We start from the raw sequence: 23,499 nt of genomic DNA, 5'->3' as shown, positions 1-23,499 counted from the left end.
TATTTGGCTACAATGGGGAAAGTAATGGGAAAACTGGGGAATTCTTACCCAACTGTTTTAAAGTATGAAAAATTGGGGCCTCTTAATGAGGTCAATGCATTCTTGGTACATGGATTGCTAGGTGCGCTGGGAGTAGTGCAGCTTTTAGGCTGCCAAAATAAAATAAGGATAAGCTTATAATGAAAGATAAAGATTTATTTCAAGATCAAGATTTTACTTCTGTAGAGAAAAATGCAACCCAGGGTGATCTACAGGAAATTCAGAAACCAAAAAATTTAAAAGGAGTAATAGTAAGAGCCAGCAGTTTTGCCTTGTTGCTAAGTGCTGCATATCTCTTCTTTATTATGCAGGGGGAATTTGGTCGCTACAGTCTGGAGGGACTAAATTCGACATGGGGAATGATCTTTTTACTAATTACCGGAACCCTCCTGTTATTTCGGGCTGGATTCTTCTTTTACAACCTCTATTTATATTTGAGGTACAAACCCGTTTCGGGCGTGAGTGATGAGGAGTTGCCTTCGGTCACTGTGATTGTACCGGCCTATAACGAAGGAAAACAAGTTTGGGCTACTCTTAAGAGTCTTGCCAAAAGTGACTATCCTGCACATAAATTAGAACTGTTGGCTATTGATGATGGGAGTAAGGATGATACCTGGGAATGGATGCAGAAAGCTAAGCAGGAACTTGGTGACCGGGTGAGCATTTTTCAGCAGCCCGAAAACAAGGGAAAACGCCATGCACTCTATCGTGGCTTCCATCTGGGAACAGGAGAAGTATTTGTGACAGTTGACAGTGATTCGGAAGTGACTTCCGAGACACTTCGGAACCTGGTGAGCCCGTTTGTTGTAAATCCCAAATGTGGTGCCGTAGCCGGTAATATTCGTGTACTTAACAATGGCCAAAAGGCGCTGCTTCCCAAGATGCTTGACGTAAGTTTTGTGCTGAGTTTTGAATTCGTTCGCTCGGCCGAAAGCAGTCTGGAGTCTGTACTTTGTACTCCGGGAGCGCTTGCTGCTTATAAGAGAGAAGCTGTTTTTGGTTGTCTGGAGGAGTGGATCAACCAAACTTTTATGGGAAGACCTTCAGATATTGGTGAGGATAGAGCAATGACAAACATGATCCTGAAACAGGGATATCATGTGCTCTTTCAACGAAATGCATTTGCATACACTAATGTGCCTGAAAAATACACAGGCCTTTACAAAATGTTCATACGATGGGGGAGAAGCAATGTGCGGGAGAATATCGCAATGGCAAAGTACGTTTTTACAGATTTCAGGAAAGGTTCAAAAACAGGTTCACGAATCTTATTCCTGAATCAATTACTAAAGCTGGTGATGAGCTATCCTACCATCCTGTTGATGATCTTCTTCATTTCAATGGATCCTCTGTTATTCATTAGCTCAACCTTATTCAGCATTTTGATCTGGTCAAGTTTTCCAGTGTTGTTTTATGCAAGGAAATATAAGCTGTCAGAATCTTTTTGGGCCTATTCCTACAGTATTCTGTATACATTCGGCCTATTCTGGATAACTCCATATGCTATTGCAACAGCAAGTAAAAGAGGCTGGTTAACAAGAGGATAAGAAAATAATATATTGGAAGATCCTTTAGAAAAGGCCAAGGGATCTTCCAGTTTCGACTCTTTGTTCGGCACTGTCCTTAGTCTATCCCGAACTTAAAAGGCATAGTGTAAAAGATCTTTACCGGTTCCCCGTCAAGATAGGCGGGTTCTACCGTGGCGATGGATTTTACTGCTCTGACAAAATGTTTCGCGATCTTCTGATTCGGAAATTCGGCTCGTACATCTCTAACCCGTCCTTTTGAATCAATGGAAAAGAAGGTGCGAACCGTATACTGACCCGGTTTGAGGTCCTGCTTGCGTATATAACTGAAATTAAGCTTATTTACTATTTGTTCAGAAACAATTCGTGTAAAACAGGCTTTTAATTGGGCGTTGTCTGCCTCTGGATCGCATCCTCTCGCGATGGGAGGTGTGTCTACTACTTTAACCTCTTCTTCCTGCTGTTGTGCAAAGAGCGATATTGAAACTATAAAAAAATAAAAAGTAAAAAAGATCTTTTTCCTCATGGCTTGTGACGGCTGTATTTTGGCTGGCCGAACTGAAAATAGTACTGTTGAAACGACATTTTTATTCTGCCAGTTCTAAAGTGACAAGATGATTGAAATACCTGTAATCGTTGATCCTGGGATCAAAAAGTTCTTCCTCCACGTAAGTGACATCCACCTTTTTTCCCACGAGCTTTTTAAAATCGTGTTGTAGATCAAATTCAGATGCTATGAAAGTGAGCCAGAAAAAATCTGTAGTTCTTCCCTGGTCATTTTTAATGGTAAAAACCACGAAGGGTTTTTCTGAAATTGAAGTAATGACCCCGGTAGCGCTGAAGTTTGCAACTTCTTCATCTGAGCCATCTCCTGCGGCAGAAATAATAAAATTTGGGCAGATAAAAGCCATCCTGGAGCCAATGAGAATTCCAAGTTTTTCACCTTCCAGGTCAAGACGGTCAAAATTAATATCGTGGTCTTTCATTAGCTGCTCCCGGTATGCCCCAGAAGCAGTCATGAGGCAAACTCCCATCTGCATAGTTAATTGTTCCCCTTCGTACTGTTCGATAAGCTTTTGGGTTTCGATGCAATCACAGGCCTTTTGGGCAATGGTATCAAGATAATTCTCCTGTGCAGTTGCTGCTGAAGAAAGAAAAAGGATTAGGAGGAGCGTATAAACGGCTTTCATTACGTGTTAACGTTTTTTTAACTTCAGCAATATATTAAAAAAGATAAATGCGGAACAGATTTTTCACAATATTTCAATGAATTACATAAAAAAAGGTGTTGCAAAAGCAACACCTCTCAAAAATGTCATTTTTGACACCTGTTATAGTTCTATGGTTTGGATCCTGTCGGGACCTACAGAGACTATTTTGACAGGGATCTCAAGTTCCTTTTCAATAAAGGAGATGTAGTCCTTTAATTCTTGTGGGAGTTCGTTAGATGACGACAATCCTGTTAGATCCTTCTCCCAGCCTTTAAAGTGAGTATAAACCGGCGTAACGTTTTCCGCTTCAATGTTGTAAGGCAAATGTGCTATCTGCTCTCCACGATAATTGTAGGCGGTACAAACTTTTAATGTTTCGAATCCGCTTAACACGTCGGCTTTCATCATGATTAACTGGGTCACCCCGCTAACCTGAACTGCATATTTTAAAGCTACTATATCCAACCAGCCGCAGCGGCGAGGTCTTCCCGTTGTAGCTCCGAATTCATTTCCTACACGTCCCATTCTTTCTCCATCTTCGTCAAAAAGTTCGGTTGGAAAAGGACCACTTCCTACACGAGTCGTATAAGCTTTAAAGATCCCAAAAACTTCTTTGATCTGGTTTGGAGCCACTCCCAATCCTGTGCAGGCTCCTGCTGCAGTAGTATTTGAAGATGTTACAAAAGGATAAGTACCAAAATCGATATCCAGTAATGATCCCTGGGCGCCTTCAGCAAGAATTGATTTTCCATTTTTCTGTGCCTGGAAAAGATACTCTTCACTGTCTATGAATTCAAGGGTTCTTAAAGTTTCTATAGCCTTAAAGAATTCAGCTTCCAGTTCTCCTAAATTATATTCAATATCCACATTATAGAAACTTATCATAGCCTCATGCTTATCGGCCAGGTTTCTATAACGTTCCTTCCAGTCACTTAATTCAAGATCTCCAACTCTAATCCCGTTCCTTCCGGTCTTGTCCATGTAAGTAGGTCCAATACCTTTTAGCGTGGAGCCTATCTTTGCCTTACCTTTTGAAGCCTCACTTGCTGCGTCGAGCAGGCGATGCGTAGGCAGGATCAAATGGGCCTTTCTTGAAATTACGAGCTTGTCTTTATAATCCACTCCCGCTTTTTCCAGGTTGTCAAGTTCTCTTTTAAAGATCACAGGGTCGATCACTACTCCATTACCTACAAGGTTGATCGTGTTATCGTGAAAGATTCCTGACGGAATGGTGTGAAGTACATGTTTTTTGCCGTCAAATACCAGGGTATGTCCGGCATTTGGTCCTCCCTGGAAGCGGGCGATGACATCATATTTTTTGGTAAAGACATCTACAATTTTTCCTTTTCCTTCATCTCCCCATTGTAATCCAAGAAGTAAATCTACTGCCATAAAAATTCAGGTTATTCGGTTGTTTTTTTGTTTCCGTAAAAATATAAGGAATGTGTACTGATCTCTATATCAAAAACCTCTTCAATAGTCTGTTTGATCGACTGGATCCTGGGATCACAAAATTCAATTACCTCGCCGGTGTCTGTTAGGATAATGTGGTCGTGGTTTCGATCAAAATAAGATTTTTCGTACTGTGCCTGGTTATTGCCAAACTGGTGTTTTCGCACCAGGCCACATTCTAAAAGAAGTTCAATAGTGTTGTAAAGAGTAGCCCGGCTTACCCTGTACTTTTTGTTTTTCATTTTGATATAGAGGGATTCGATATCAAAATGATCATCGCTGTTGTATATCTCCTGCAGGATAGCAAAACGCTCGGGCGTCTTACGGTGTCCTCTGTCTTCCAGGAACTTTGTAAAAACATTTTTTACAATTGCCTGGTCGTTTTTATTGACTAATTTCTTGCTCATGATATGGGTGCAAAGGTATAAGATTATTCACGTGAGACCTTATCTATACCGTTTATTTTTTTAAGGTGTTCTATCAGCTTTTTAAGGATGCTGTTGTTTTTGACCACTACAGTTATACGGCCTGTAAAGATACCGTCCTGGCTATCAAAATTGATATTTCGAATGTTCACATTCATGTTGTTGGAGATCTCTTTGGTCACATCGTTCACCAGTCCAATATTATCAATTCCCGTTAGTTTGATCACGGCCTTAAATTCTTCCTGGGTAGAGTCTTTCCATTTTGCCTGAATGATCCTGTAGGCAAAATTACTTTGCAGCTGAATAGCGTTTGGACAGTCTTTTTTATGCACCTTGATACCTTCGCTCACGGTTATAAATCCAAATACGCTGTCTCCCGGAATTGGATTGCAGCAGTTGGCCAGTTTATAATCTAAAACTTCCTCGTCTCGCCCAAATACCAGCTGATCGTATTTTGCCGTGATCTCCTCCCTGTCAATATCTTCAACAGGACTCGGTTTCCTGATCTTGCTCTTAAAAAAACTTACCAGGGCATTGCTGCGCGAGGCTGCATAATCCTTTAATTTTTGATTATCTATCGTGCCAACGCCAACCCTGTAAAAAAGATCAAGACTTGTTTTTAATTTAAAAAAGATGACGAGTTCATTGATCGTCTTTTCATTAAATGGGATCTTTTGTGCTCTTAACTTTCTGGTGAGAATGGCTTTACCTTCTTCAGCAATGTTTTTCTTTTCTTCCCTGAGGGAAGATTTTATTTTAGCCCTGGCCCTGGCTGTGGTCGCGTAATCCAGCCAGTTGGAATTGGGTTTTGCTTTTTCTGAAGTAATGATCTCCACCTGGTCCCCGCTGTTCAATGTAGTGCTAAGAGGCACAAGTTTACCATTGATGCGTGCCCCTCGTGTACGTAGTCCTACCTCTGTGTGAATGCTGAAGGCAAAATCCAAAGGTGTAGCGCCTTTAGGTAAAGATTTTAACTCTCCCTGCGGAGTGAAAACAAAAATTTCTTTTGAATAAAGGTTGAGCTTGAACTGTTCAACAAAATCTACAGCATTGACTTCTGAACTTTCCAGTGCCTCCTGAAGTTTGTTCACCCACTCCTCAAGCCCGTCTTCCTGATTGCTGCCTTGCTTATATTTATAATGAGCGGCATAACCTTTTTCGGCGATTTCGTTCATACGTTCACTGCGTATCTGTACTTCCACCCACCGTCCTTTTGGACCCATTACCGTGATATGCAGCGCTTCATATCCCGTTGATTTGGGAGAGGAGATCCAGTCTCTTAGGCGCGTAGGGTTGGGGCGAAAGTGATCTGTGACAATAGAGTAGATCTTCCAGGCCAGAAATTTTTCATTTGCCGAATCAGATTTATAGATGATTCTCACAGCGAATTTATCGTACACCTCGTCAAAAGTGACATTCTGGTTCTTCATCTTTCTCCTTATGGAATAGATGGATTTTGGTCGGCCTTTGATGGTGTACTGCATTTGTTCCCTATCAAGGGAATCCTGGATCACCTGTGTAAATGCATCTATGTATTTATCCTGTTCTTCTTTGCTCTCTCTTATCTTTTTCAGGATCTCATGGTAAACATCGGGTTCGGTATATTTTAATCCGAGGTCTTCAAGTTCGGTTTTGATATTATAAAGCCCAATGCGATGGGCAAGGGGAGCGTAGATGTACAGTGTTTCTGAAGCGATCTTTTCCTGCTTGTCTGTTCGCATGGAATCCATGGTCTGCATGTTGTGCAGCCTGTCGGCGATCTTAATGATGATCACCCGCACATCGTCGTTGAGGGTGAGCAGCATCTTCCTGAAGTTTTCTGCCTGCAGGGAAACATCCTTATCATGTTCCAGGTTGGAGATCTTGGTGAGGCCGTCTACAATTCGGGAAACAGTATCTCCAAACAGTCTTCGAATATCTTCAAGGGTGTAACTGGTGTCTTCCACCACATCGTGAAGCAGTGCAGCGGCAATGGAGGTCGCATCAAGTCCAATTTCTGAAGCCACGATCTTTGCGACAGCAATAGGATGAAAAATGTAGGCTTCCCCCGATTTTCGACGTTGATCCTTATGAGCATCGACGGCTACATCAAATGCCTGCCGAATCAACTTTTTATCATCTTCAGTAAGCGTCTGGTAACTAATTCGCAGAAGCTTTTTGTATTGCTGTGCAATCTCCTTATTTTCTTTTTCTATAGCAGCTTCCGTCATCATGATTTAAAAATACGATTAAGATTAAAAACTGGCAATTAATTAATCCTCGAGATTCCTGAACCTACTGTACAATGGTGGGTGAGAATAATGTACAAAAACATAGGCGGGATGAGGAGTAAGATTGCTAAGGCTGTTCCTGGACAGTTTCTTTAATCCGGAAATTAAAGGCTGTGCCTTGTAAGTAGTTTTTGCAAAATCGTCTGCCTGGTATTCAAATTTTCGCGAGAGATAATTCATGATGATCCCTGTAGCTTCAGAAATAGGGCTGTAGAGAATTCCGAAGGCAACCAGGCCAATATGGAATCCCGGCTGTTCGACTCCTAATGCAGCAGAAAGCAATGGATTCCCAACAAAAAGTGAGAGAATCCATAAGGTCAATCCGGTAGTGAGAATGCTTATGATGAGATTGATGATAATATGATTTTTCTTGTAATGCCCAACTTCATGGGCGAGAACTGCCACGATCTCCTCTTCCTCAAGATCATTGATAAGCGTATCATATAACGTTACTCTCTTCTCATTGCCAAATCCTGAAAAATAGGCATTGGCTTTTGTACTGCGTTTGGAGCCATCAATTACAAAGATCTTATTCAGTTTAAATCCTTCTTTTTTTGCGTAAGTTTCTATCTTGTTCCGCAGGGAACCTTCGGGTAAGGGAGACTGCTTGTTAAACAACGGGACAATGAGCCGGGCGTAAAACATATTGAGGAAGATGCTGAAGACTGCTACGAGGATCCAGGCATACCACCAGAAATCTTCTCCGGCAAACTGGTAGAACCAGACAATAAGAGCAAGGATACCGCCGCCCAGCACGATCATCATCCCCCAGCTTTTTAGCTTGTCAAAAATGAATGTTTTTGGGGTCGTTTTATTAAAACCGAATTTCTCTTCAATTACAAAGGTGTGATACCAGGAAAAGGGAAGAGACAAGAGGTCACTGCCAATCATTATTATTCCGAAGAAAATAAGAGCAATCACTATTTCATTTTCTGAAATAGACCTGGCAATGCTGTCTACAAGGTCGAAACCGTCCAGAAAGAGGAACAACAGTAGAACAATGACAGAAAATGTAGAGAAAATGATTCCAAACTTGTAGTTCGCTTTCTTGTACTGCTGAGATTTTTCATATTCAGTTTCATCAAAAACATCTTTAAGTGTATCGGGTACTGGATCATTATAGCGACTGGCATTGAGGGCGTCCAGTAGCTTATCTATGAGAAAGTCTATGAGAATTATTCCTACGATAATGAAGAAAAGAGTTTGTGCAGTCAAGTTCCAAAGTTTTAAGAAGCTAATATAAGCAGAAACTTACTCTAAGGCGGAAGAAGATGAAGGGTTAACTAGTCCTTTCAGGAATGAAGAAGTGCTTAGCGCCTCTGTCGTTTTGCCTCAAAAACCAGTATGCCTGCGGTGACTGAAACATTCATGGAATCTATTTCTCCTTCCATAGGAATAATGATGTTTTGGGTAGTGTTTTCCAGCCACTCGTCACTGAGCCCTGTGGCTTCAGTGCCAACAACAATTGCACAGCCGCCGGTGAGATCTACGCTGTGATAGGGAACCGAGGCTTGTAATGCGGCTCCAAAAATGGCAATTTGACGAGCCTTTAAAAATGCAATAATTTCTGAAGTGCTGCCAGTGGCAATTTGGTTAGTAAAGACACAGCCCACGCTGCTGCGAATAATGTTTGGATTAAACAAATCTGTCCGGGGGTTCGCGATGAGCACTGCGTCTACCGCGGCGGCATCTGCCGTTCGCAGGAGTGCGCCAATATTTCCCGGTTTTTCGGGCGCTTCGGCAACCAGGATCAGCGGACTCTTGCTTTTGAATTTGATTTGATCCAGGCTGTGCTCTTTGGCTGCTACTACTGCTATCACTCCTTCGGTACTTCCGCGGTAAGCGATTTTTTCGTAAACTTCTGGAGAGAGATGAATGACTTCAGCAGCAGAAGCCAGAAGTTTTTCCCCTTTTTCAGCAGGAAACAGATCCGGGTTTAGATACAACTCCTGAACCTGAAAGCCGCCTTTTAAAGCCAGTTCAATTTCGCGAACTCCTTCAACCACAAAAGCTTTCTCCTTTTTTCGAAGCCGTGCTTTTTCCTGTAACTGAAGAAGTCTCTTTATTGTTTGATTCTGAAAGCTGCTAATAAATTTCTGCATGCTGCAAAGATATAAACTTCAGGATCACAAAGAATTCGGCAGCAGGTTCGAGTTTTAAGATTCCGGAAAAAAGTGGTAAATTCACTGGAAAACAAGCAGATGAAAAAAGATAACCCTTCCAAAAATGCACTTTCTCTTCAAAATTCTTTTAAGATCCTCAGTTACATTTTTGCTGCGATCCTCATTAGTGCGTGTAGCAAACAAGTGACATTTCCGGTTTCGGAAATAGTCCCGGCAGCCGAAGCTGTGGTAAAAGTGGAAAAAGATTCGAACAAAAATTTTGATGTGGCCCTAGAGGTGACGAATCTCGCGCCACCTAACAGGCTTACGCCTGCACGCAATCATTATGTGGTGTGGCTGGTCACCAAAAAACACGGGACCATCAACATAGGTAATTTGAACATTAATCGAAAAAACAGTGGCAAGCTGTCTACCAGTACGCCTTATGAGCCTATTCGTGTTTTTATAACTGCAGAAGATGATAGCAAACCCGTGCTGCCATCTACACAGGTAGTTTTGAATTCAGGAGATTTCAAAGTATAAAAAAAAGGCTGTTTAAGTTAGTCTTAAACAGCCTTCCAAAAAGGGCATTTTCGGGATCTATTTCTTTTCCTGTTGCCCGTATTTATCGATATATCTCTTTGCCAGTTGCGTCTGGTGGCTTTCGAGACTAATCTCACGACCCTGAATAAAGGCATTGGATACTTTATTGGTGCGCATGTCGAGAGCATCACCATCACTTATGAATAAAGTGGCATCTTTTCCAACCTCAAGGGAGCCGAGAGTATCATCAATTCCCAGGATCTTCGCTGTGTTAAGAGTGATCATTTTAAGCGCTTCCTCTTTATTTGCACCATAGGCTGTTACCGTACCTGCGTAAAATGGCAAATTACGGCTGTTCATTCTTTCCATACTTCCGCTGTTTTCCAAACCTACCAGAATACCTTTGCTGTGCAGGAGATAAGCCATTTTGTAAGGCAGGTCGTAGTGGTTATCTTCCTGATTAGGATTGCTGTGTACCCGACCAACCAGCACAGGGATATTTGCTGCTTTGATCTCATCGGCTACCTTATAGGCATTATAACCACCCACGAGCACAATGTTCTCAAGTTTCTGCTCTTTTGCGAATTGTAGAATGTCAATGATCTCTTTTTCACCATCAGCCTGAATAAATACGCTCTGTTTTCCATCGATAACTTTTTTCATAGCGCTAAAGGGTAAATTAGCTGTGTTTTGAGGTCCCGATAAGTAAGCTCGTGCGTTGTTGAAGAACTGTGATAGCGTACGAATGTCCTTTTCATAATCATCATTTGGCTTGACTCCTGGGTCTTCTCCTTCCCACCAGCGACCTCTGCGAACACTGTTTGGCCAATTGATATGAATAGCGTCATCTTCTTTAAGAACAGCATCTTCCCAGTTCCAGGCATCAAACTGTACAATGGACGAAGTGCCGGAGATCCTTCCACCCCTTGGGGCTATCTGCCCGACAAGCACGCCATTTGGACGCATGCTTTCCACTACCTGACTTTCGGCATTGTAAGCAATGATGCTGCGCACGTGTGGCAGCAGCTCTCCCAGTTCATCTTCATCATCAGATTGTACTACAGCATCTATTTCTACAAGGCCTAGAGTGGAATTAGGAGCTATAAACCCGGGATAAACGTGTTTACCTCTTGCTTCTATTACCGTTCCGGGATACTGGCGCTTGGTTGAATTTGCATCGGTCACGGTGGTGAGCTTACCGTCTTCGAAAATGATAAGACTGTTCTCGATCACCTCGCCATTTCCTATGTGCGCTGTGGCACCTACTATGGTTACAGCTCTTTCCTGTTGTGGCGCCGGGGTTTGTTGTGCCATCAGGTTCCCTGTAATGAAGAACAGGACCGGCAGCATATATATTTTAAAATTTTTCATGTCATCAATTATTAAAGGGTGTCACAATGCATTTCTTCTTTCCTGGATTCTTTTACTGCCTGGGTCTTTAGCCCGTTGTTCTTGGCCTTGAGCATTTGAGTAGTAAGTAAATTCTTTTGTTTCTCTACTTCCTCACGCAGTTTTTGATCTCTTTCAAGGTCAAAGTAAACTACTCCTTCAATGATTGTTTTTTCAGGTTTAGCATACACGGAAAGCGGATGAGCTGTCCAAAGCACAAGGTCGGCATCTTTACCTGTTTTGATGCTGCCTACACGATCATCGATATGTAGCAGTTTAGCGGGATTAAGAGTTACGAACTTCCAGGCCTCTTCCTCAGAAATGTCTCCGTATTTTACACTTTTTGCCGCCTCTTGATTGAGTCTGCGGCTCATTTCGGCGTCATCACTGTTAATGGCAACAGTTACGCCTGCATTGTGCATGATCGCAGCATTCTGAGGGATAGCGTCTTTAACTTCGTACTTGTAGGCCCACCAGTCAGAAAAAGTTGATCCTCCGGCGCCGTGTTCCGCCATTTTATCTGCCAGCTTATAACCTTCCAGGATGTGCGTAAAAGTATTGACCTTAAAACCAAGCTCTTCGGTAACCTTCATGAGCATATTGATCTCGCTTTGCACATAAGAGTGGGCGGTAATGTGGCGTTCACCCTTCAAAATTTCCAAAAGAGCTTCCATTTCGAGATCTTTCCGGTAAGGCTTGCCGCTTTTCTTTTGAGCTTCGTATTCTTTCGCCCGGGTGAAGTAATCCACAAATACCTGCTCAACTCCCATTCGGGTTTGCGGGAAACGGGAGTTGCTGCTCCAGTTTGCCTGCTTTACATTTTCTCCAAGTGCAAACTTGATGAACTTCGGACTATTGTCCAGCAGCATTTCATCTGGGGTGGCACCCCACTTCATTTTCAGGATGGCAGATTGTCCACCAATAGGATTGGCCGAACCATGAAGCAACTGCATTGCTGTAACCCCGCCTGCAAGATTGCGGTAAACACCAATGTCATCGGGATCAACCACATCTTCCATACGTACTTCGGCAGAAGAATTATGTCCGGCTTCATTGATCGCTGAAGCCGCTAAATGAGAGTGCTCATCAATTATTCCTGAGGTAAGGTGTTTTCCTGTGGCATCGATCACTGTGGCACCACGTGCATTTAGGTCTTTTCCCACCTGTGCGATCTTACCGTTGCGCACAAGCACATCGGCATTTTCCAGTATTCCCTGCTCTTCATTCGTCCATACCGTCGCGTTTTTGAAAAGCAGGTCTTGTTGCTTCGGAAGGCTTTCAAAACCGTAAGCCATGTTTGGGAAACTCACAGGCATAACCTCTGGATATTCTGTCTCCTTCTTATTTTTATCTGCGGAAGCTTCTGCTGTTCTAGTGGCTGTAAAGCTGGTTTCTTTACCATCTCCTAAAATGGCTTTTCCGCCGAAACTTTTTGGAACTTCAACGATCTTCGCACTTAGCCTTGTATATTCGGCCTTTGTGGTATCGGGGGCTGAAAGCAGCATGTTCAACCAGTTATTTTTGTAGCTGATCTTTGAACCTATTTTGTGATTATTTAATTTCACCTCTGCCTTGGGCTGTGTTGTTTCACCAGAAATAGCTACTACGTAAGTGTCACCACCTACTTTTACATTATATGTACCATTTAGATTTACCAGGTTGAGGTCTTCGATCACTGCCCTTTCACCTTGTACCCAGTTTTCAAAAATGGTCGTTTCCTTTTCAAAATAATCTCCGGAGGTGATAATAAAATTAGCCCATGCGCCTTCCTTTAAAGTTCCAAGCTGCCCTTCTTTGCCCAGCACTCTGGCTGGAACAGTAGTAAGGGCCTCTAGAGCAGTTTTTTTGTCCAGACCGTAAGCTACTGCCTTAATAAGTTGTTCTCTAAAATCCTTTTCTGAATCAAGGGAGGTAATAGTAAAAGGAATTTTCTTTTCGGCCATCATTTTGAGGTTTGCCGGTGCCTGGTTCCATTCCTTCATCTCCGAAAGGCTGGCATAGCTGGCAATATATGGGTCCTCCATATCAAAAGGTGCCGGAAAATTTACGGGAACAACATAAGTAGCCTTAGTGGCTTTAATAGCATCGAGTCTCTTGAATTCCTTTCCGCTTCCCACAATAACATATTGCACTCCAAATTCATCTCCTACCTTATCGGCACGTAATTCGTCCAGCACATTATCTGTTTTGAAGATCTGGACCAGGTTTTTATTATCATTAAAGGCTTCCAGTGCAAGATCTTTTGTCTGCGAATTTCCTTTTGAATACCAGTCGGCATCGAGATAAGTTTGTCTTAGAAGTGCCATAGCACCCATTTTTGAGGAGGGATAGACCTGTTTTGATTTTGCACTTTTTTCAAATGAAAGGAATTGTGCAGAACTTTCATCCAGGAGCCGGTCGCCTTCAGTACCTTCAGAATTCAGGGCAACGAGCATTCCCGTGCCTCTCACAATACCATCGGGCATATGAGTTTGCACCACTCCAAAACCAAGCTTCCGAAGTTTTTCAGCTTCAGCATCATTGTATTTAAAGCTCTCAAGCGCTTTTGTTTCGGGTCTAATATGGTCATTCCAGTAGTAACCTTCACGGCCGGCATCGTATTGTGGATTGCCACCGTAACCGTTTCCACCTTCGCTTTTTGGTTTTTCAATTCCGAAGTTGGAGTAAAGGTCAATAAAGGAAGGGTAGATAGTCTTGCCCTTTAGGTCTACAACAACGGCATTTGCGGGTACGTTGATATTCTTACCCACTGCGGTTACTTTCCCATTGCGAATTGCGAGCATACCATCTGTTATGGTGGTAGCAGGATCAACGTAAATTTTGGCATTTTTGAATACCGTAAAGTTTGTATTTACCTCGGCCTTTACAGCGTCATTTTTAGGAAAATACTCCTGCGCCTGCAGCCCGGTTACGGCACTAATGAGCAGGCAAAATAAAAATCTGATTTTCATAAAATAGTTTAGGATTGGAAATTTTGAAGCGGTAAGATAGCAAAAAATCAAAAACGCCAAAGACTACATGCGCCCCCGACTTTTATGATAGTTGACCAGCAAGGCCACAACATAGCTGTAGCTGCGCATCCCGTCTGGTTGATTATTGGCGACCAGAAAAGAATTATAGGTATACATAAAGAGCGGCTCAAATGGATTTCTATGCTGTTCCCAGAATTCCCTAACCTCTTTATAGTTCTCAAGAATTCCGAAGTTGATGGTCTTTAAAAGTTCTTCGGTCAATGCCTTATCTCTTTTGTAGAGTTCATTTAGACAATAGCTTAGGGCAAAGGTGTAGCCAGAATATCTGAAATATGGATCCTCATGGTTCATTGTAGTAAGACAGGCGAGAAAATTGGCCTCATTTTCTTTTGCAAACCCAAGCTGATGCCCAATCTCGTGACTGGCAGTAGTCGGGATCTTATAAGGAACGATCTGGGTGTTCACCTGGCCCTCATTGGTAAGCGGATTCAGATAACCATTAAAGCCCATGTAAGTGAGCGGGATGCTGTATAAAGATCTTTTTAAACTGGAAACATTGTAATCGAGTTCAGAAAAGTCGTCTTCAAGATTATGATACCCGGCTACTGAAAGTTCGAGGAGTTCTGTCTTGTCGTAAGGGATTTCAACCTTCAGCGAGTCATTGCGGGTGATAAGAAAATGAATATCATTGGAAGTAGCTATGAGATCTTTTGTGAGCTCAATAAGCTCTTCGGTAGTGTAATCGCTCTCTATATTCAGGGCCTTGTGTAAGGGAAGCCTGTAATAATTCAAGCCCCAGAACAAATTGAAACAGGCGTAGATAAGCGAGAGGGCCGCAACTGCATTAAGGATCCATTGCTTCGGATCTCTAAAACGCTGCTTTATCCTGAAGTAGAACCACCTTAGCAATAAGATAACAAGGAAGGCATAAAGCAGGTCTCCCAGTGAAAAAGGCAAAAATCCCAGTCCTCTTCGTAAAAGGGCAGAAGTATAGGGATAAATGCCATTGCTGTACCATTCTTCCACAAGATGAGGATACCCGGCCAGGATCCTTATAAGGATGATCTGAACCGGAAGTAATATGCTAAGAATAAGCGCAACTTTTTTCTTCACCTCTCAAAAATAGGATTTTTTGGATGATAGTTTGAAGGAGTGAGAATTTTTAATCTTTCCCTGTTACGGTTCCGGGTTTTGGTTTTTGTTCTCTTTCGATGTGGGCAATAGGAATGCTTTGCGTTTAAGGATTTAGTCCTTTGAACTGGAAGTTTCCCATGTTTCCTGCTGTTAGTTTCGGCTTTCCTCTTTTCACTTTATTATCTTTGTTTGAAACACTAAACACCAACAAAATGAACGAAGAAATACGTGCTTTGGAGCCAAAGCCACTCTGGAATAAATTTGCCGATCTTAATGCAGTACCCAGACCTTCCAAAAAGGAGGAAAGAGTGATCGAATTCATGAAGAACTTCGGGAACAATCTTGGACTTGAGACAGAAGTTGATGAGGTGGGGAATGTGATCATTAGAAAACCTGCTACTCCTGGCATGGAGAACAGGAAAGTGGTAGTCCTGCAATCGCATCTTGACATGGTACACCAAAAGAACAATGATTCAGATTTTGATTTTGAAAATCAGGGAATAGAAATGTATGTGGACGGGGACTGGGTGAGAGCAAAGGGTACCACTCTGGGAGCCGACAATGGCCTGGGAGTTGCCACCATGATGGCGATCCTCGAAAGTAAGGAGATCGCACATCCAGCTTTGGAAGCTTTATTCACAATTGACGAAGAAACAGGAATGACAGGTGCTATGGGTTTAAGACCGGGAGTGCTAAAGGGTGATATTTTACTCAATCTTGATACCGAAGAAGATAATGAAATAGGTATTGGTTGTGCTGGCGGAGTAGACATTACAGCGACCCGGCCTTATAAAGAGGAAGAAGTACCTGTAGATACCATTACTTATAAGATCGTTGTAAAAGGTTTGCAGGGCGGGCATTCAGGGATGGATATCATCAAAGGCCTGGGTAATGCCAATAAATTCATGAACCGCATTCTTTTTGGCGGATTCGAAAACTTCGGAATGCGCATCGCAGCGATCAACGGCGGCGGACTTAGAAATGCGATTCCGCGGGAAAGCGAGGCTGTAGTGGTGGTCGATAAGATACAGAAAGAAGATTTTTCGGCTGAAATGGGGAAACTCATGCAGAGCATTCAGCAGGAATATCAAACACTGGAGCCAAAGCTGCATATGGAAATTTCGGAAACAGAGATCCCTGGCGGAGTAATGGAATTGTGGGTACAGGAATTACTGGTAAAAGCTCTTTATGCTGTTCCAAACGGCGTTTACAGAATGAGCCCGGATATTGAAGGTCTTGTGGAAACATCAAACAACCTGGCCAGAGTAAGTGTCAAAAATGGCAAAATTGAGGTGCTTTGCCTTACACGGTCTTCTGTAGAAAGTTCAAAAATTGATCTTTCCAACAGCATTCGGTCAGCATTTGAACTGGCAGGATTTGAAGTGGAATTGTCGGGGGCGTATCCTGGATGGGCGCCAAACATGGAATCTCCCATTCTCAAAGTGCTGGACAATCTTTACCAGGAAATGAATTCGGAGAAAGCAGAGATTGCCGCCTGCCACGCAGGACTGGAATGCGGTATCCTGGGGAAAAATTATCCAGATATGGACATGATCTCTTTTGGCCCTACCATTCGCGGGGCACATTCTCCAGATGAACGCGCCAGCATCTCCTCGGCACAGAAATACTGGAAGTTTGTACTGGAGGTCCTTAAAAACGTTCCTGAAAAAGTATAATTCATTAAAGGCATAAAAATAAAGGGTTCCAAAAATGTCATTTTTGGAACCCTTCTAATTTTAATAGTGACTATCCTATTGTCTGAGTTTATTCCTTGATCTTTACTATCTCTACCTCGAAAATTAGATCGGCAGAGGGAGGAATTACCGGTGGATACCCGCGCTCTCCATATCCCAGTTGAGCCGGGATGAACAATACCGCTTTATCACCAACCTGCATTTGCTGAATTCCTTCTTTAAACCCAGGGATCATTGGTGCATTAGGATTATAAGCTACTTCCATTGGGGAATATCCACCCATTTGCTGTCTTTTTGGATTAAGGATTCCAGCTTCTTCGGCTACAGATTCGATGTTGGTGTCAAAGATCTCTCCGGTACCAAGGTAACCGCGGTAATTTACCATCACCGTATCTCTGGAAGTTGGCTGTGGTCCAGTTCCTTCTTCAAGAAAGGCTATTTTTAATCCGCTTTCCAGTTCCTTTGCATCGGCTTTGATCTCTTCGTAACGTTGTTTTATAGCTGCTGTTTTTTCAGCTTTTTCACGCTCCCTTGCTTCAGCTTCAGTCTTGAATTCCTGCAGCTTTTGCGCTAAGACTTCCGAAGCTTTAAAATTCTTGGCATCACCTCCTTTGCGTATGATCTTTACTTCCTGCATTACAACATCTTCAATAGGACGATCGCTTTGATCTGTTTCAAGAGAGCCAATGGCTTCAACAACATCCATTCCTTCTACTACTTCTCCAAATACTGTGTGCAGGCCGTTTAACCAGGGAGTTTCCTTCAAGGTGATAAAGAACTGGCTTCCGTTAGTGTGCGGGCCAGAATTCGCCATAGAAAGTATGCCTTTTGAATCGTGAGTAAGGCTGTCTACCACCTCGTTTGGAAATTTGTAACCCGGTCCACCGCTTCCGGTTCCCGCTGGATCTCCACCTTGTATCATGAAATCCTTAATGACACGGTGAAAAACGAGACCATCGTAAAAAGGCTTGTTTTTGTACTGTTCTTCAGACATGGTGCTTGTACCTTCGGCTAGTGACACGAAGCTGGCAACAGTCATTGGAGTAGCTTCATAAAATAGTTCGGCTACAAATGTTCCATGATTGGTTTTAAATTCAGCATACATTCCGTCTCCCAAATCTGGGTACTCTTCATTACATGCTGTAAATGCAAAAAGGATGCTTAATAGAAGCAAAAAACTTGTTTTCTTCATTTGAATTTTAATTGTTTTGGTTGTTTTGATCTTCATTTTCTTCGGAAATTTTAAAGAGGGTGACTTTGGAGATCACAGGGACATCAGACCCAATTCTCTTTTTATCACCATAATATCCGAATGCTTTATGAGACGGGAACAGGAAGGTTACCGTTTCTCCTTCTTTCATGAGTTTTAGCCCCTGGCGTAATCCCGAAAACAATTGTTCCTTGTCCATCGTGTAGGTGCGGGGAGCGATCTCCTCATCTGTATAAATCTGTTCTCCTTCAAGAGTTGTGAGGCTGTAGTCGAATTCTACCACATCACCAAATTCGGGAGTTCTCGTGGAAAGTGTATCTTTTTCATTATAGTAGTACCAGAAACCGTTTGGCGAGGAGAAGTATTCCCGTGTGGAATCATTTTCTATGATCTTCTGGATCTGTGCTTCTTCTTCGGCTACGATCTTTCTGTTGCGAGCTATGGATTCATTGATGTAAGAACCCGATTTCTGGGTTACGGGTCTTCTGGCTTCGGGAGATTTGCAGGAAAGAATCAACAGCCCCGCCAGCAGCATTAAGAGTTTCATTTTCATAGTGCCAGACTAGTTTTATAATCGGGCAAGATACTAATAAATTTATCAACTGTTTCTTCTATGGAGAGATCACTTTTGCCGCCTGCAGCGTTGATATGTCCGCCGCCGTCAAAGTACCGGCGAGCGAAATCATTGACCGAAAAAGTACCTTTAGAGCGAAAGGAGATCTTGACAATCTTATCTGCCTTGTGCTCAATAAAAATGGCAGCAAAAACGATTCCTTTTAACGAGAGGCCATAATTGACAAAACCTTCGGTGTCTCCTTTTCTAAAGTTATGCCTGTCCAGCTCTTCCTGGGTGAGGGTGATATATGCAGTTCGAAGTTCTTCCACGACCTTCAAATTTTGAAGGGCACAACCCAGCAGCTGTAACTGCCCATACGAACTGGTATCAAATACGTTCTCGTGAATTGCGGTATTGTCGGCGCCCTTTTCAATGAGATGTGCAATGACCTTATGAGTTAGGCTGGTGGTAGAGCGGTATCTAAAGGAACCGGTGTCTGTCATGATCCCGGTATAAAGACAGGTCGCTATTTGTGGGGTGATCTTTTCTGAAAGGCCAATGTTTTCAATAAAATGATAGACCATTTGGCAGGTGGAGCACATAGTGACATCACTGTAGGTCACTACTGCATAATCGTCTGGTTGCTGGTGGTGATCTATCATAATGAATTGTGCAGTTGCAGCTTCCAGAGGTTGCTGCATGTCACCCGTGCGAGACAGGCTATTGAAGTCGAGCGTGAAAATCACTTCGGCTTCAGCAATATGAGCTGCACATTTTTTTGGTTCTTTTTCAAAGATCAAGACCTCTTCCTGGTAGGGCATCCATTTCAGGAAATCGGGATAATCATTTGGCGCGATAAGCTGGACATAATGACCCTGGCCTTCGAGGAGAATTTTTAAGGCGAGCGTAGCGCCCATGGCATCTCCATCGGGTCCTTTATGGGGTACTATCACAATTTTTTTAGCCGGAACGAGCAGGTCTTTAACCCTTGAAATATCTTCATTTGTCATAGTGGGCGAAGATACCGAATATTTGAAGATCCAAAAAAACAAATGGAATACCTGCCAAAAATGACATTTTTGAAAGGTATTCTGACCGCTAAAGCTTTATTCCCCTATAATTCAATTGGAAATGCTATTGTTTTGATTATTTTTGCAGCAAATTAAAAAATTGATATAATGGCAGGAAACAGAACTTTCACCATGATTAAGCCCGATGCAGTTGAGAACGGACACATTGGAGCTATTTTAGAGCAAATCACTGCTTCTGGATTTAGAATTGTAGCTATGAAGCTTACACAGTTGACACGTCACGATGCAGAGAGATTCTACGATATCCACAAAGAGCGTCCATTCTTCGGGGAATTGGTTGAATTCATGAGTCGCGGTCCTATTGTTGCGGCTATCCTGGAAAAAGACAATGCAGTTGAGGATTTTAGAACCCTAATTGGAGCTACCAATCCTGAAGACGCTGCAGAAGGTACTATCAGAAAGAAATTCGCTGCATCTATAGGAGAAAATGCGGTTCACGGAAGTGACAGCGATGAAAATGCAGAAATAGAAGGAGCTTTTCACTTTGCAGGAAGAGAAATGTTCTAATTCTCTTAGAGAAGATAAGAAACAAAAAACCACCTTTTCAGGTGGTTTTTTTTGTTTAAATATAGAATGACTTCAGCGTAAGATCAATTTTGTAATTAGTTCCCTTCCCAGTTCTTCATTGAGCATTTTGATGATCTTTTCCTTGCCGTAGCTTAGTTCCTCTCTAAGTACAGACGAGCTTAGTTGCACATAGAGAGTTTCCCTGTCCAGTTTAATGGAGGTAGTATATTTTTCAATAGCCGGACCCATTTGGCTGTTCCATACCTCCCGAACATGCACTTTGTCCAGACCTTTTTGCAGTTTGTTGTCGCTCACAAATTCTTTAAGAGCATCGCTTATACTTATGTGGTCATTAATTCTCTTCGCCATAGTTGCCGCTATAGGGGGTAAAACGTTTATAGGTGTAGATGATTCCTTGTGGATTAAGGATCATAAGTTCATTTTCTTCGGAAGAGATAACAGTCTCCTTCCATTTTGCGTAGGGAGTTGAATAGTACAAATTAATGCTGTCATTTTCAACCTTTATCTTAAAAAATTCTTCATCTTCAGAAGAAATAAAACTTCCATCGAGCTGTGGTCTTACTTTTTTTCTAAAACCTGCTGTGCTGTCGATCTTTATATAATCTACAAGCTCAGAAAAACGGAATTCTTTGGTGATGCCTTCTGGTAATTCGGCTTTCGTGATCTCCCAGTAGCCGTTGAGGTTCTCTATCTTTTCTTCGGAAGTAACCGTATTACAGCCAAAGATGAACACAGAAAAAAGTAAGAGGAAAAACGCTTTTTTCACAGGTTAAACATTTTATAGCTCTGGCCGGTTCCTTTTACTACTTTTTCGGTGCGGTCGCCGTGAGTGTCGCTTATGAATAACTGCCCCAGCTCATCTGTCGCAACAAGATCTACAATATGAGCAACCCTGTTTTCGTCGAGTTTGTCGAAAATATCATCCATAAGCAAGATCGGGGCAACCTTTGCCAGGTCTTTTATAAAATCGAACTGTGCGAGTTTAAGGGCTATCAAAAAAGATTTTTGCTGTCCCTGGGAACCAAATTTCTTGATGGGATGCCCTTCTATTTCAAAGATGAGATCATCTTTATGAGTGCCAACACTTGTGTACTGTAAAGCCATGTCCTTTTGAAGTTGCTCCTCCAGCTGATTTTTAAAATCTCCGTCTTCCAGCTGGCTCTTATAGGTAATGGAAACTTCTTCCCGGCCATTACTAATAATATGGTAACGCTTCTGAAAAATAGGAATAAAGGTGTGAAGGAAATTTTGTCTCTTTTGGTAAAGCTCATTTCCCAGTTGCTCGAGCTGCATGTCGTAAACAGAAAGGGTGTCACGGTCAAAGCTGTTGTTGGCCGCAAAGTACTTTAGCAATGAATTTCTTTGAGCCAGGATCTTTCCATAGTTGATGAGACTGTTTAAATATTGATTGTCACTTTGAGAGATGACGCCGTCAAGAAATTTTCTGCGGGTCTCGCTGCCTTCAATGATCAAATCCCTGTCTGCCGGCGAGATGATCACTGTGGGAATAAATCCTATGTGCTCGCTGAATTTTTCATAAGGTTTATTGTTGCGTTTGATCACCTTTTTCTGGCCACGTTTGGCGCTTACAATAACCTGCTCCTCCCGGTTATTCTTTTCAAAACTACCGTCAATCACAAAAAAGTCGGCATCATGATTAATGTTCTGACTGGTGATAGGATTAAAATAGCTTTTTCCGAAGGAAAGGTGATAGATGCTGTCAAGCACATTAGTTTTTCCTTTCCCGTTATTTCCAACCAGGCAGTTAATTTTTGGGTCAAATTGAAAATCGGCCGAAGTAAAATTCTTGTAATTTAATAAGGAAAGGGTTTTAAGAAACATAGAAAACTGGAATTCAGCAAGATATCTGCAAGAAGGGGTTTGCCCTTCAGGCTGTGCAAATTAGCATAAATAAACAATTTAAATCCCTTTTAATTTTAAAGAAAAATTCTATTTTTGCGCTTCAATTAACGAATATTTATGGCTACTTACAAGAAAAGAGGATATAAGCCCAACACTAAGGAAGAGCAACAGACAGCTGTTGAGGAACAATCAACAACTGCCGAAGTTTTTAATACACTTGATGAAGGTGCGGGAAAAACCGAAGAATGGGTTGCACGCAACCAAAAGTATATCTTCATTATTATTGGAGTTGCTGCCGCAGTGATCCTTGGTTACCTCGCTTACGAGGAATTTATCCAGGAACCAAAGGAGGCAGAGGCTGCTAATGAAATGTTTGTAGCGCAGCAGTATTTCGAGACTGCCCTAAATAGCTCTGGCGCACAAAGTGATTCTCTATATAACCTTGCCTTAACCGGAGCACAGGGAAAATTTGGATTTGAAGACATCATTGAAAATTATGGTGGTACAAAAGCAGGAAATCTTTCCCGCTATTATGCCGGGATGGCCTACCTGAATACGAATCAGTATCAGCAGGCTATTGATCATCTTGATGACTTTAAGAGTGATGATCAAATTCTTGCGCCACTTGCAAAGGGTGCGATTGGTGATGCGTTCCTTCAATTGGAGCAGCCAGAAGAGGCTCTTGATTACTATGAGGAAGCTGCACAAATGAGGGAAAATAACTTTACCACTCCGCGTTTTCTAATGAAGGCAGCAGTGACTGCTATCAAATTAGGAAATGGAGCTGCGGCTGAAAAGTACCTCACCAGAATTCAGAAGGAGTATCCAGACTCTGCCGAGGCTAACAAGGTATCAGTTTACCTTGGTCAGGCACAGGCAATGCAATAATATTCATATTTATATGGCGACCGAAGGAAAAAACCTTTCAGCATACGATAAGAACAAAATCCCAAACGCGAAGGAATTCAGGTTTGGGATTGTTGTTTCTGAATGGAACGACAGTATTACCGAAAATCTTTGTAATGGTGCGATGCAGGTCTTACTGGAAAACGAGGTGCTCGAGAGAAAGATCGTGCGTTGGAATGTGCCGGGAAGTTTTGAATTGATCTATGGTTGCAAAAAGATGCAGGAGTCTTATGACATGCTGGATGCTATAATTGCCATTGGAAGTGTTATAGAAGGAGAGACCAAGCATTTTGATTTTGTTTGCGAGGCAGTTTCACAGGGGATTAAAGATCTTAATGTGCAAAATGATATCCCGGTGATCTTCTGTGTCTTGACAGATCAAAATATGCAGCAGGCAATAGACAGATCTGGCGGCAGGCACGGGAATAAAGGAGCCGAGGCTGCAGTCGCCGCTATTAAGATGGCTCAACTTCGCAAGGATTCCCGCTTGTAAACTCTTTTAAAAGGCACTGTTTTTGTAGTTGAGAGTTTGTCACCTAATCTTCGGAAATTCTGAGCATTTTGAGTATTTTTGATATTTCCGGAATC

At 42.3% G+C, this 23,499-nt stretch carries 22 protein-coding genes; 6 read left to right on the top strand and 16 right to left on the bottom strand.

What is annotated here, in order from left to right:
* Positions 1-179: 179 nt before the first annotated feature.
* On the top strand, positions 180-1,586 hold the full coding sequence (locus HC175_RS01705) for a glycosyltransferase family 2 protein (protein ID WP_168136782.1): 1,407 nt from the start codon (positions 180-182) through the stop codon (positions 1,584-1,586).
* A 76-nt stretch (positions 1,587-1,662) separates the two neighbouring features.
* Here HC175_RS01705 and HC175_RS01700 read toward each other — a convergent pair whose 3' ends face one another.
* The 7 genes from HC175_RS01700 to HC175_RS01670 all read right to left on the bottom strand — a co-directional run bounded on the left by HC175_RS01700 (position 1,663) and on the right by HC175_RS01670 (position 9,025).
* The gene (locus HC175_RS01700) at positions 1,663-2,091 is read right to left on the bottom strand and encodes a hypothetical protein (protein WP_168136781.1); all 429 of its coding nucleotides are present in this window, start codon (positions 2,089-2,091) and stop codon (positions 1,663-1,665) included.
* 61 nt (positions 2,092-2,152) lie between these two features.
* On the bottom strand, positions 2,153-2,755 hold the full coding sequence (locus HC175_RS01695; RefSeq protein WP_168136780.1) for a hypothetical protein: 603 nt from the start codon (positions 2,753-2,755) through the stop codon (positions 2,153-2,155).
* Positions 2,756-2,896: 141 nt separating this feature from the next.
* Positions 2,897-4,168 (bottom strand): adenylosuccinate synthase, encoded by a 1,272-nt coding sequence (locus tag HC175_RS01690; protein ID WP_168136779.1) that lies wholly within the window; start codon positions 4,166-4,168, stop codon positions 2,897-2,899.
* Positions 4,169-4,179: 11 nt separating this feature from the next.
* On the bottom strand, positions 4,180-4,635 hold the full coding sequence (locus tag HC175_RS01685) for a Fur family transcriptional regulator (protein WP_168136778.1): 456 nt from the start codon (positions 4,633-4,635) through the stop codon (positions 4,180-4,182).
* A 23-nt stretch (positions 4,636-4,658) separates the two neighbouring features.
* The gene (locus HC175_RS01680; protein WP_168137121.1) at positions 4,659-6,863 is read right to left on the bottom strand and encodes a RelA/SpoT family protein; all 2,205 of its coding nucleotides are present in this window, start codon (positions 6,861-6,863) and stop codon (positions 4,659-4,661) included.
* Positions 6,864-6,905: 42 nt separating this feature from the next.
* Positions 6,906-8,138 carry a M48 family metallopeptidase gene (locus HC175_RS01675; RefSeq protein ID WP_168136777.1) on the bottom strand — a complete coding sequence of 411 codons (1,233 nt, stop codon included), beginning with the start codon at positions 8,136-8,138 and terminating at the stop codon, positions 6,906-6,908.
* A 95-nt stretch (positions 8,139-8,233) separates the two neighbouring features.
* Entirely contained in the window at positions 8,234-9,025 is a 792-nt protein-coding gene (locus HC175_RS01670) for a TrmH family RNA methyltransferase (protein ID WP_168136776.1), read from the bottom strand.
* A gap of 99 nt (positions 9,026-9,124) precedes the next feature.
* Between HC175_RS01670 and HC175_RS01665 the strand changes: the two genes are divergently transcribed.
* Entirely contained in the window at positions 9,125-9,568 is a 444-nt protein-coding gene (locus HC175_RS01665) for a hypothetical protein (RefSeq protein ID WP_168136775.1), read from the top strand.
* 57 nt (positions 9,569-9,625) lie between these two features.
* Here HC175_RS01665 and HC175_RS01660 read toward each other — a convergent pair whose 3' ends face one another.
* From HC175_RS01660 to HC175_RS01650, 3 genes are all read right to left on the bottom strand, one after another.
* Complete coding sequence (locus tag HC175_RS01660; protein WP_168136774.1) at positions 9,626-10,939, bottom strand: amidohydrolase family protein; 1,314 nt, start codon at positions 10,937-10,939, stop codon at positions 9,626-9,628.
* 11 nt (positions 10,940-10,950) lie between these two features.
* Complete coding sequence (locus HC175_RS01655; RefSeq protein WP_168136773.1) at positions 10,951-13,908, bottom strand: amidohydrolase family protein; 2,958 nt, start codon at positions 13,906-13,908, stop codon at positions 10,951-10,953.
* Between the two features lie 63 nt (positions 13,909-13,971).
* Positions 13,972-15,042 carry a DUF3810 domain-containing protein gene (locus HC175_RS01650; protein ID WP_168136772.1) on the bottom strand — a complete coding sequence of 357 codons (1,071 nt, stop codon included), beginning with the start codon at positions 15,040-15,042 and terminating at the stop codon, positions 13,972-13,974.
* A 233-nt stretch (positions 15,043-15,275) separates the two neighbouring features.
* Here HC175_RS01650 and HC175_RS01645 point away from each other — a divergent pair, with 233 nt between their 5' ends.
* Positions 15,276-16,739, top strand: a complete 1,464-nt coding sequence (locus HC175_RS01645; protein WP_168136771.1) for an aminoacyl-histidine dipeptidase — start codon at positions 15,276-15,278, stop codon at positions 16,737-16,739.
* Between the two features lie 88 nt (positions 16,740-16,827).
* Here HC175_RS01645 and HC175_RS01640 read toward each other — a convergent pair whose 3' ends face one another.
* The 3 genes from HC175_RS01640 to HC175_RS01630 are packed head-to-tail and all read right to left on the bottom strand — an operon-like array spanning position 16,828 to position 19,533.
* Complete coding sequence (locus HC175_RS01640; protein ID WP_168136770.1) at positions 16,828-17,949, bottom strand: peptidylprolyl isomerase; 1,122 nt, start codon at positions 17,947-17,949, stop codon at positions 16,828-16,830.
* A 7-nt stretch (positions 17,950-17,956) separates the two neighbouring features.
* Positions 17,957-18,520, bottom strand: coding sequence for a gliding motility-associated peptidyl-prolyl isomerase GldI (gene gldI / locus HC175_RS01635; protein ID WP_168136769.1), 564 nt, complete (start codon positions 18,518-18,520; stop codon positions 17,957-17,959).
* Complete coding sequence (locus HC175_RS01630) at positions 18,517-19,533, bottom strand: DHH family phosphoesterase (protein WP_168136768.1); 1,017 nt, start codon at positions 19,531-19,533, stop codon at positions 18,517-18,519. The genes gldI and HC175_RS01630 overlap by 4 nt, the downstream gene beginning before the upstream one ends.
* 168 nt (positions 19,534-19,701) lie before the next feature.
* Between HC175_RS01630 and HC175_RS01625 the strand changes: the two genes are divergently transcribed.
* Entirely contained in the window at positions 19,702-20,121 is a 420-nt protein-coding gene (locus HC175_RS01625) for a nucleoside-diphosphate kinase (protein ID WP_168136767.1), read from the top strand.
* A gap of 72 nt (positions 20,122-20,193) precedes the next feature.
* On the opposite strand, the gene HC175_RS01620 is transcribed toward HC175_RS01625, so the two are convergent.
* From HC175_RS01620 to recF, 3 genes are read right to left on the bottom strand one after another with little or no spacing between them, the layout of a single operon-like run.
* The gene (locus HC175_RS01620; protein WP_168136766.1) at positions 20,194-20,490 is read right to left on the bottom strand and encodes a DciA family protein; all 297 of its coding nucleotides are present in this window, start codon (positions 20,488-20,490) and stop codon (positions 20,194-20,196) included.
* Entirely contained in the window at positions 20,474-20,908 is a 435-nt protein-coding gene (locus tag HC175_RS01615) for a lipocalin family protein (RefSeq protein ID WP_168136765.1), read from the bottom strand. The genes HC175_RS01620 and HC175_RS01615 overlap by 17 nt, the downstream gene beginning before the upstream one ends.
* Positions 20,905-21,984, bottom strand: a complete 1,080-nt coding sequence (recF, locus tag HC175_RS01610) for a DNA replication/repair protein RecF (RefSeq protein ID WP_168136764.1) — start codon at positions 21,982-21,984, stop codon at positions 20,905-20,907. Before recF ends, HC175_RS01615 begins: the two co-directional genes overlap by 4 nt.
* 138 nt (positions 21,985-22,122) lie before the next feature.
* Between recF and HC175_RS01605 the strand changes: the two genes are divergently transcribed.
* Complete coding sequence (locus HC175_RS01605; protein WP_168136763.1) at positions 22,123-22,893, top strand: tetratricopeptide repeat protein; 771 nt, start codon at positions 22,123-22,125, stop codon at positions 22,891-22,893.
* Between the two features lie 13 nt (positions 22,894-22,906).
* On the top strand, positions 22,907-23,404 hold the full coding sequence (gene ribH / locus HC175_RS01600; protein WP_168136762.1) for a 6,7-dimethyl-8-ribityllumazine synthase: 498 nt from the start codon (positions 22,907-22,909) through the stop codon (positions 23,402-23,404).
* The last annotated feature ends 95 nt before the right edge of the window (positions 23,405-23,499 follow it).

The organism is Salinimicrobium oceani (assembly GCF_012037645.1).
Note: the sequence above shows the minus strand (reverse complement) of the source record. Positions and strands in the feature narration are given on the sequence as shown.

Coding starts and splice junctions, on each gene's coding strand:
- gldI (WP_168136769.1), bottom strand. CDS start 18,520: ATGAAAATGAAACTCTTAATGCTGCTGGCGGGGCTGTTGATTCTTTCC.
- HC175_RS01680 (WP_168137121.1), bottom strand. CDS start 6,863: ATGACGGAAGCTGCTATAGAAAAAGAAAATAAGGAGATTGCACAGCAA.
- HC175_RS01670 (WP_168136776.1), bottom strand. CDS start 9,025: ATGCAGAAATTTATTAGCAGCTTTCAGAATCAAACAATAAAGAGACTT.
- HC175_RS01660 (WP_168136774.1), bottom strand. CDS start 10,939: ATGAAAAATTTTAAAATATATATGCTGCCGGTCCTGTTCTTCATTACA.
- HC175_RS01640 (WP_168136770.1), bottom strand. CDS start 17,949: ATGAAGAAAACAAGTTTTTTGCTTCTATTAAGCATCCTTTTTGCATTT.
- HC175_RS01695 (WP_168136780.1), bottom strand. CDS start 2,755: ATGAAAGCCGTTTATACGCTCCTCCTAATCCTTTTTCTTTCTTCAGCA.
- HC175_RS01655 (WP_168136773.1), bottom strand. CDS start 13,908: ATGAAAATCAGATTTTTATTTTGCCTGCTCATTAGTGCCGTAACCGGG.
- HC175_RS01705 (WP_168136782.1), top strand. CDS start 180: ATGAAAGATAAAGATTTATTTCAAGATCAAGATTTTACTTCTGTAGAG.
- HC175_RS01645 (WP_168136771.1), top strand. CDS start 15,276: ATGAACGAAGAAATACGTGCTTTGGAGCCAAAGCCACTCTGGAATAAA.
- recF (WP_168136764.1), bottom strand. CDS start 21,984: ATGTTTCTTAAAACCCTTTCCTTATTAAATTACAAGAATTTTACTTCG.
- HC175_RS01685 (WP_168136778.1), bottom strand. CDS start 4,635: ATGAGCAAGAAATTAGTCAATAAAAACGACCAGGCAATTGTAAAAAAT.
- HC175_RS01625 (WP_168136767.1), top strand. CDS start 19,702: ATGGCAGGAAACAGAACTTTCACCATGATTAAGCCCGATGCAGTTGAG.
- HC175_RS01605 (WP_168136763.1), top strand. CDS start 22,123: ATGGCTACTTACAAGAAAAGAGGATATAAGCCCAACACTAAGGAAGAG.
- HC175_RS01665 (WP_168136775.1), top strand. CDS start 9,125: ATGAAAAAAGATAACCCTTCCAAAAATGCACTTTCTCTTCAAAATTCT.
- HC175_RS01690 (WP_168136779.1), bottom strand. CDS start 4,168: ATGGCAGTAGATTTACTTCTTGGATTACAATGGGGAGATGAAGGAAAA.
- ribH (WP_168136762.1), top strand. CDS start 22,907: ATGGCGACCGAAGGAAAAAACCTTTCAGCATACGATAAGAACAAAATC.
- HC175_RS01700 (WP_168136781.1), bottom strand. CDS start 2,091: ATGAGGAAAAAGATCTTTTTTACTTTTTATTTTTTTATAGTTTCAATA.
- HC175_RS01620 (WP_168136766.1), bottom strand. CDS start 20,490: ATGGCGAAGAGAATTAATGACCACATAAGTATAAGCGATGCTCTTAAA.
- HC175_RS01630 (WP_168136768.1), bottom strand. CDS start 19,533: ATGACAAATGAAGATATTTCAAGGGTTAAAGACCTGCTCGTTCCGGCT.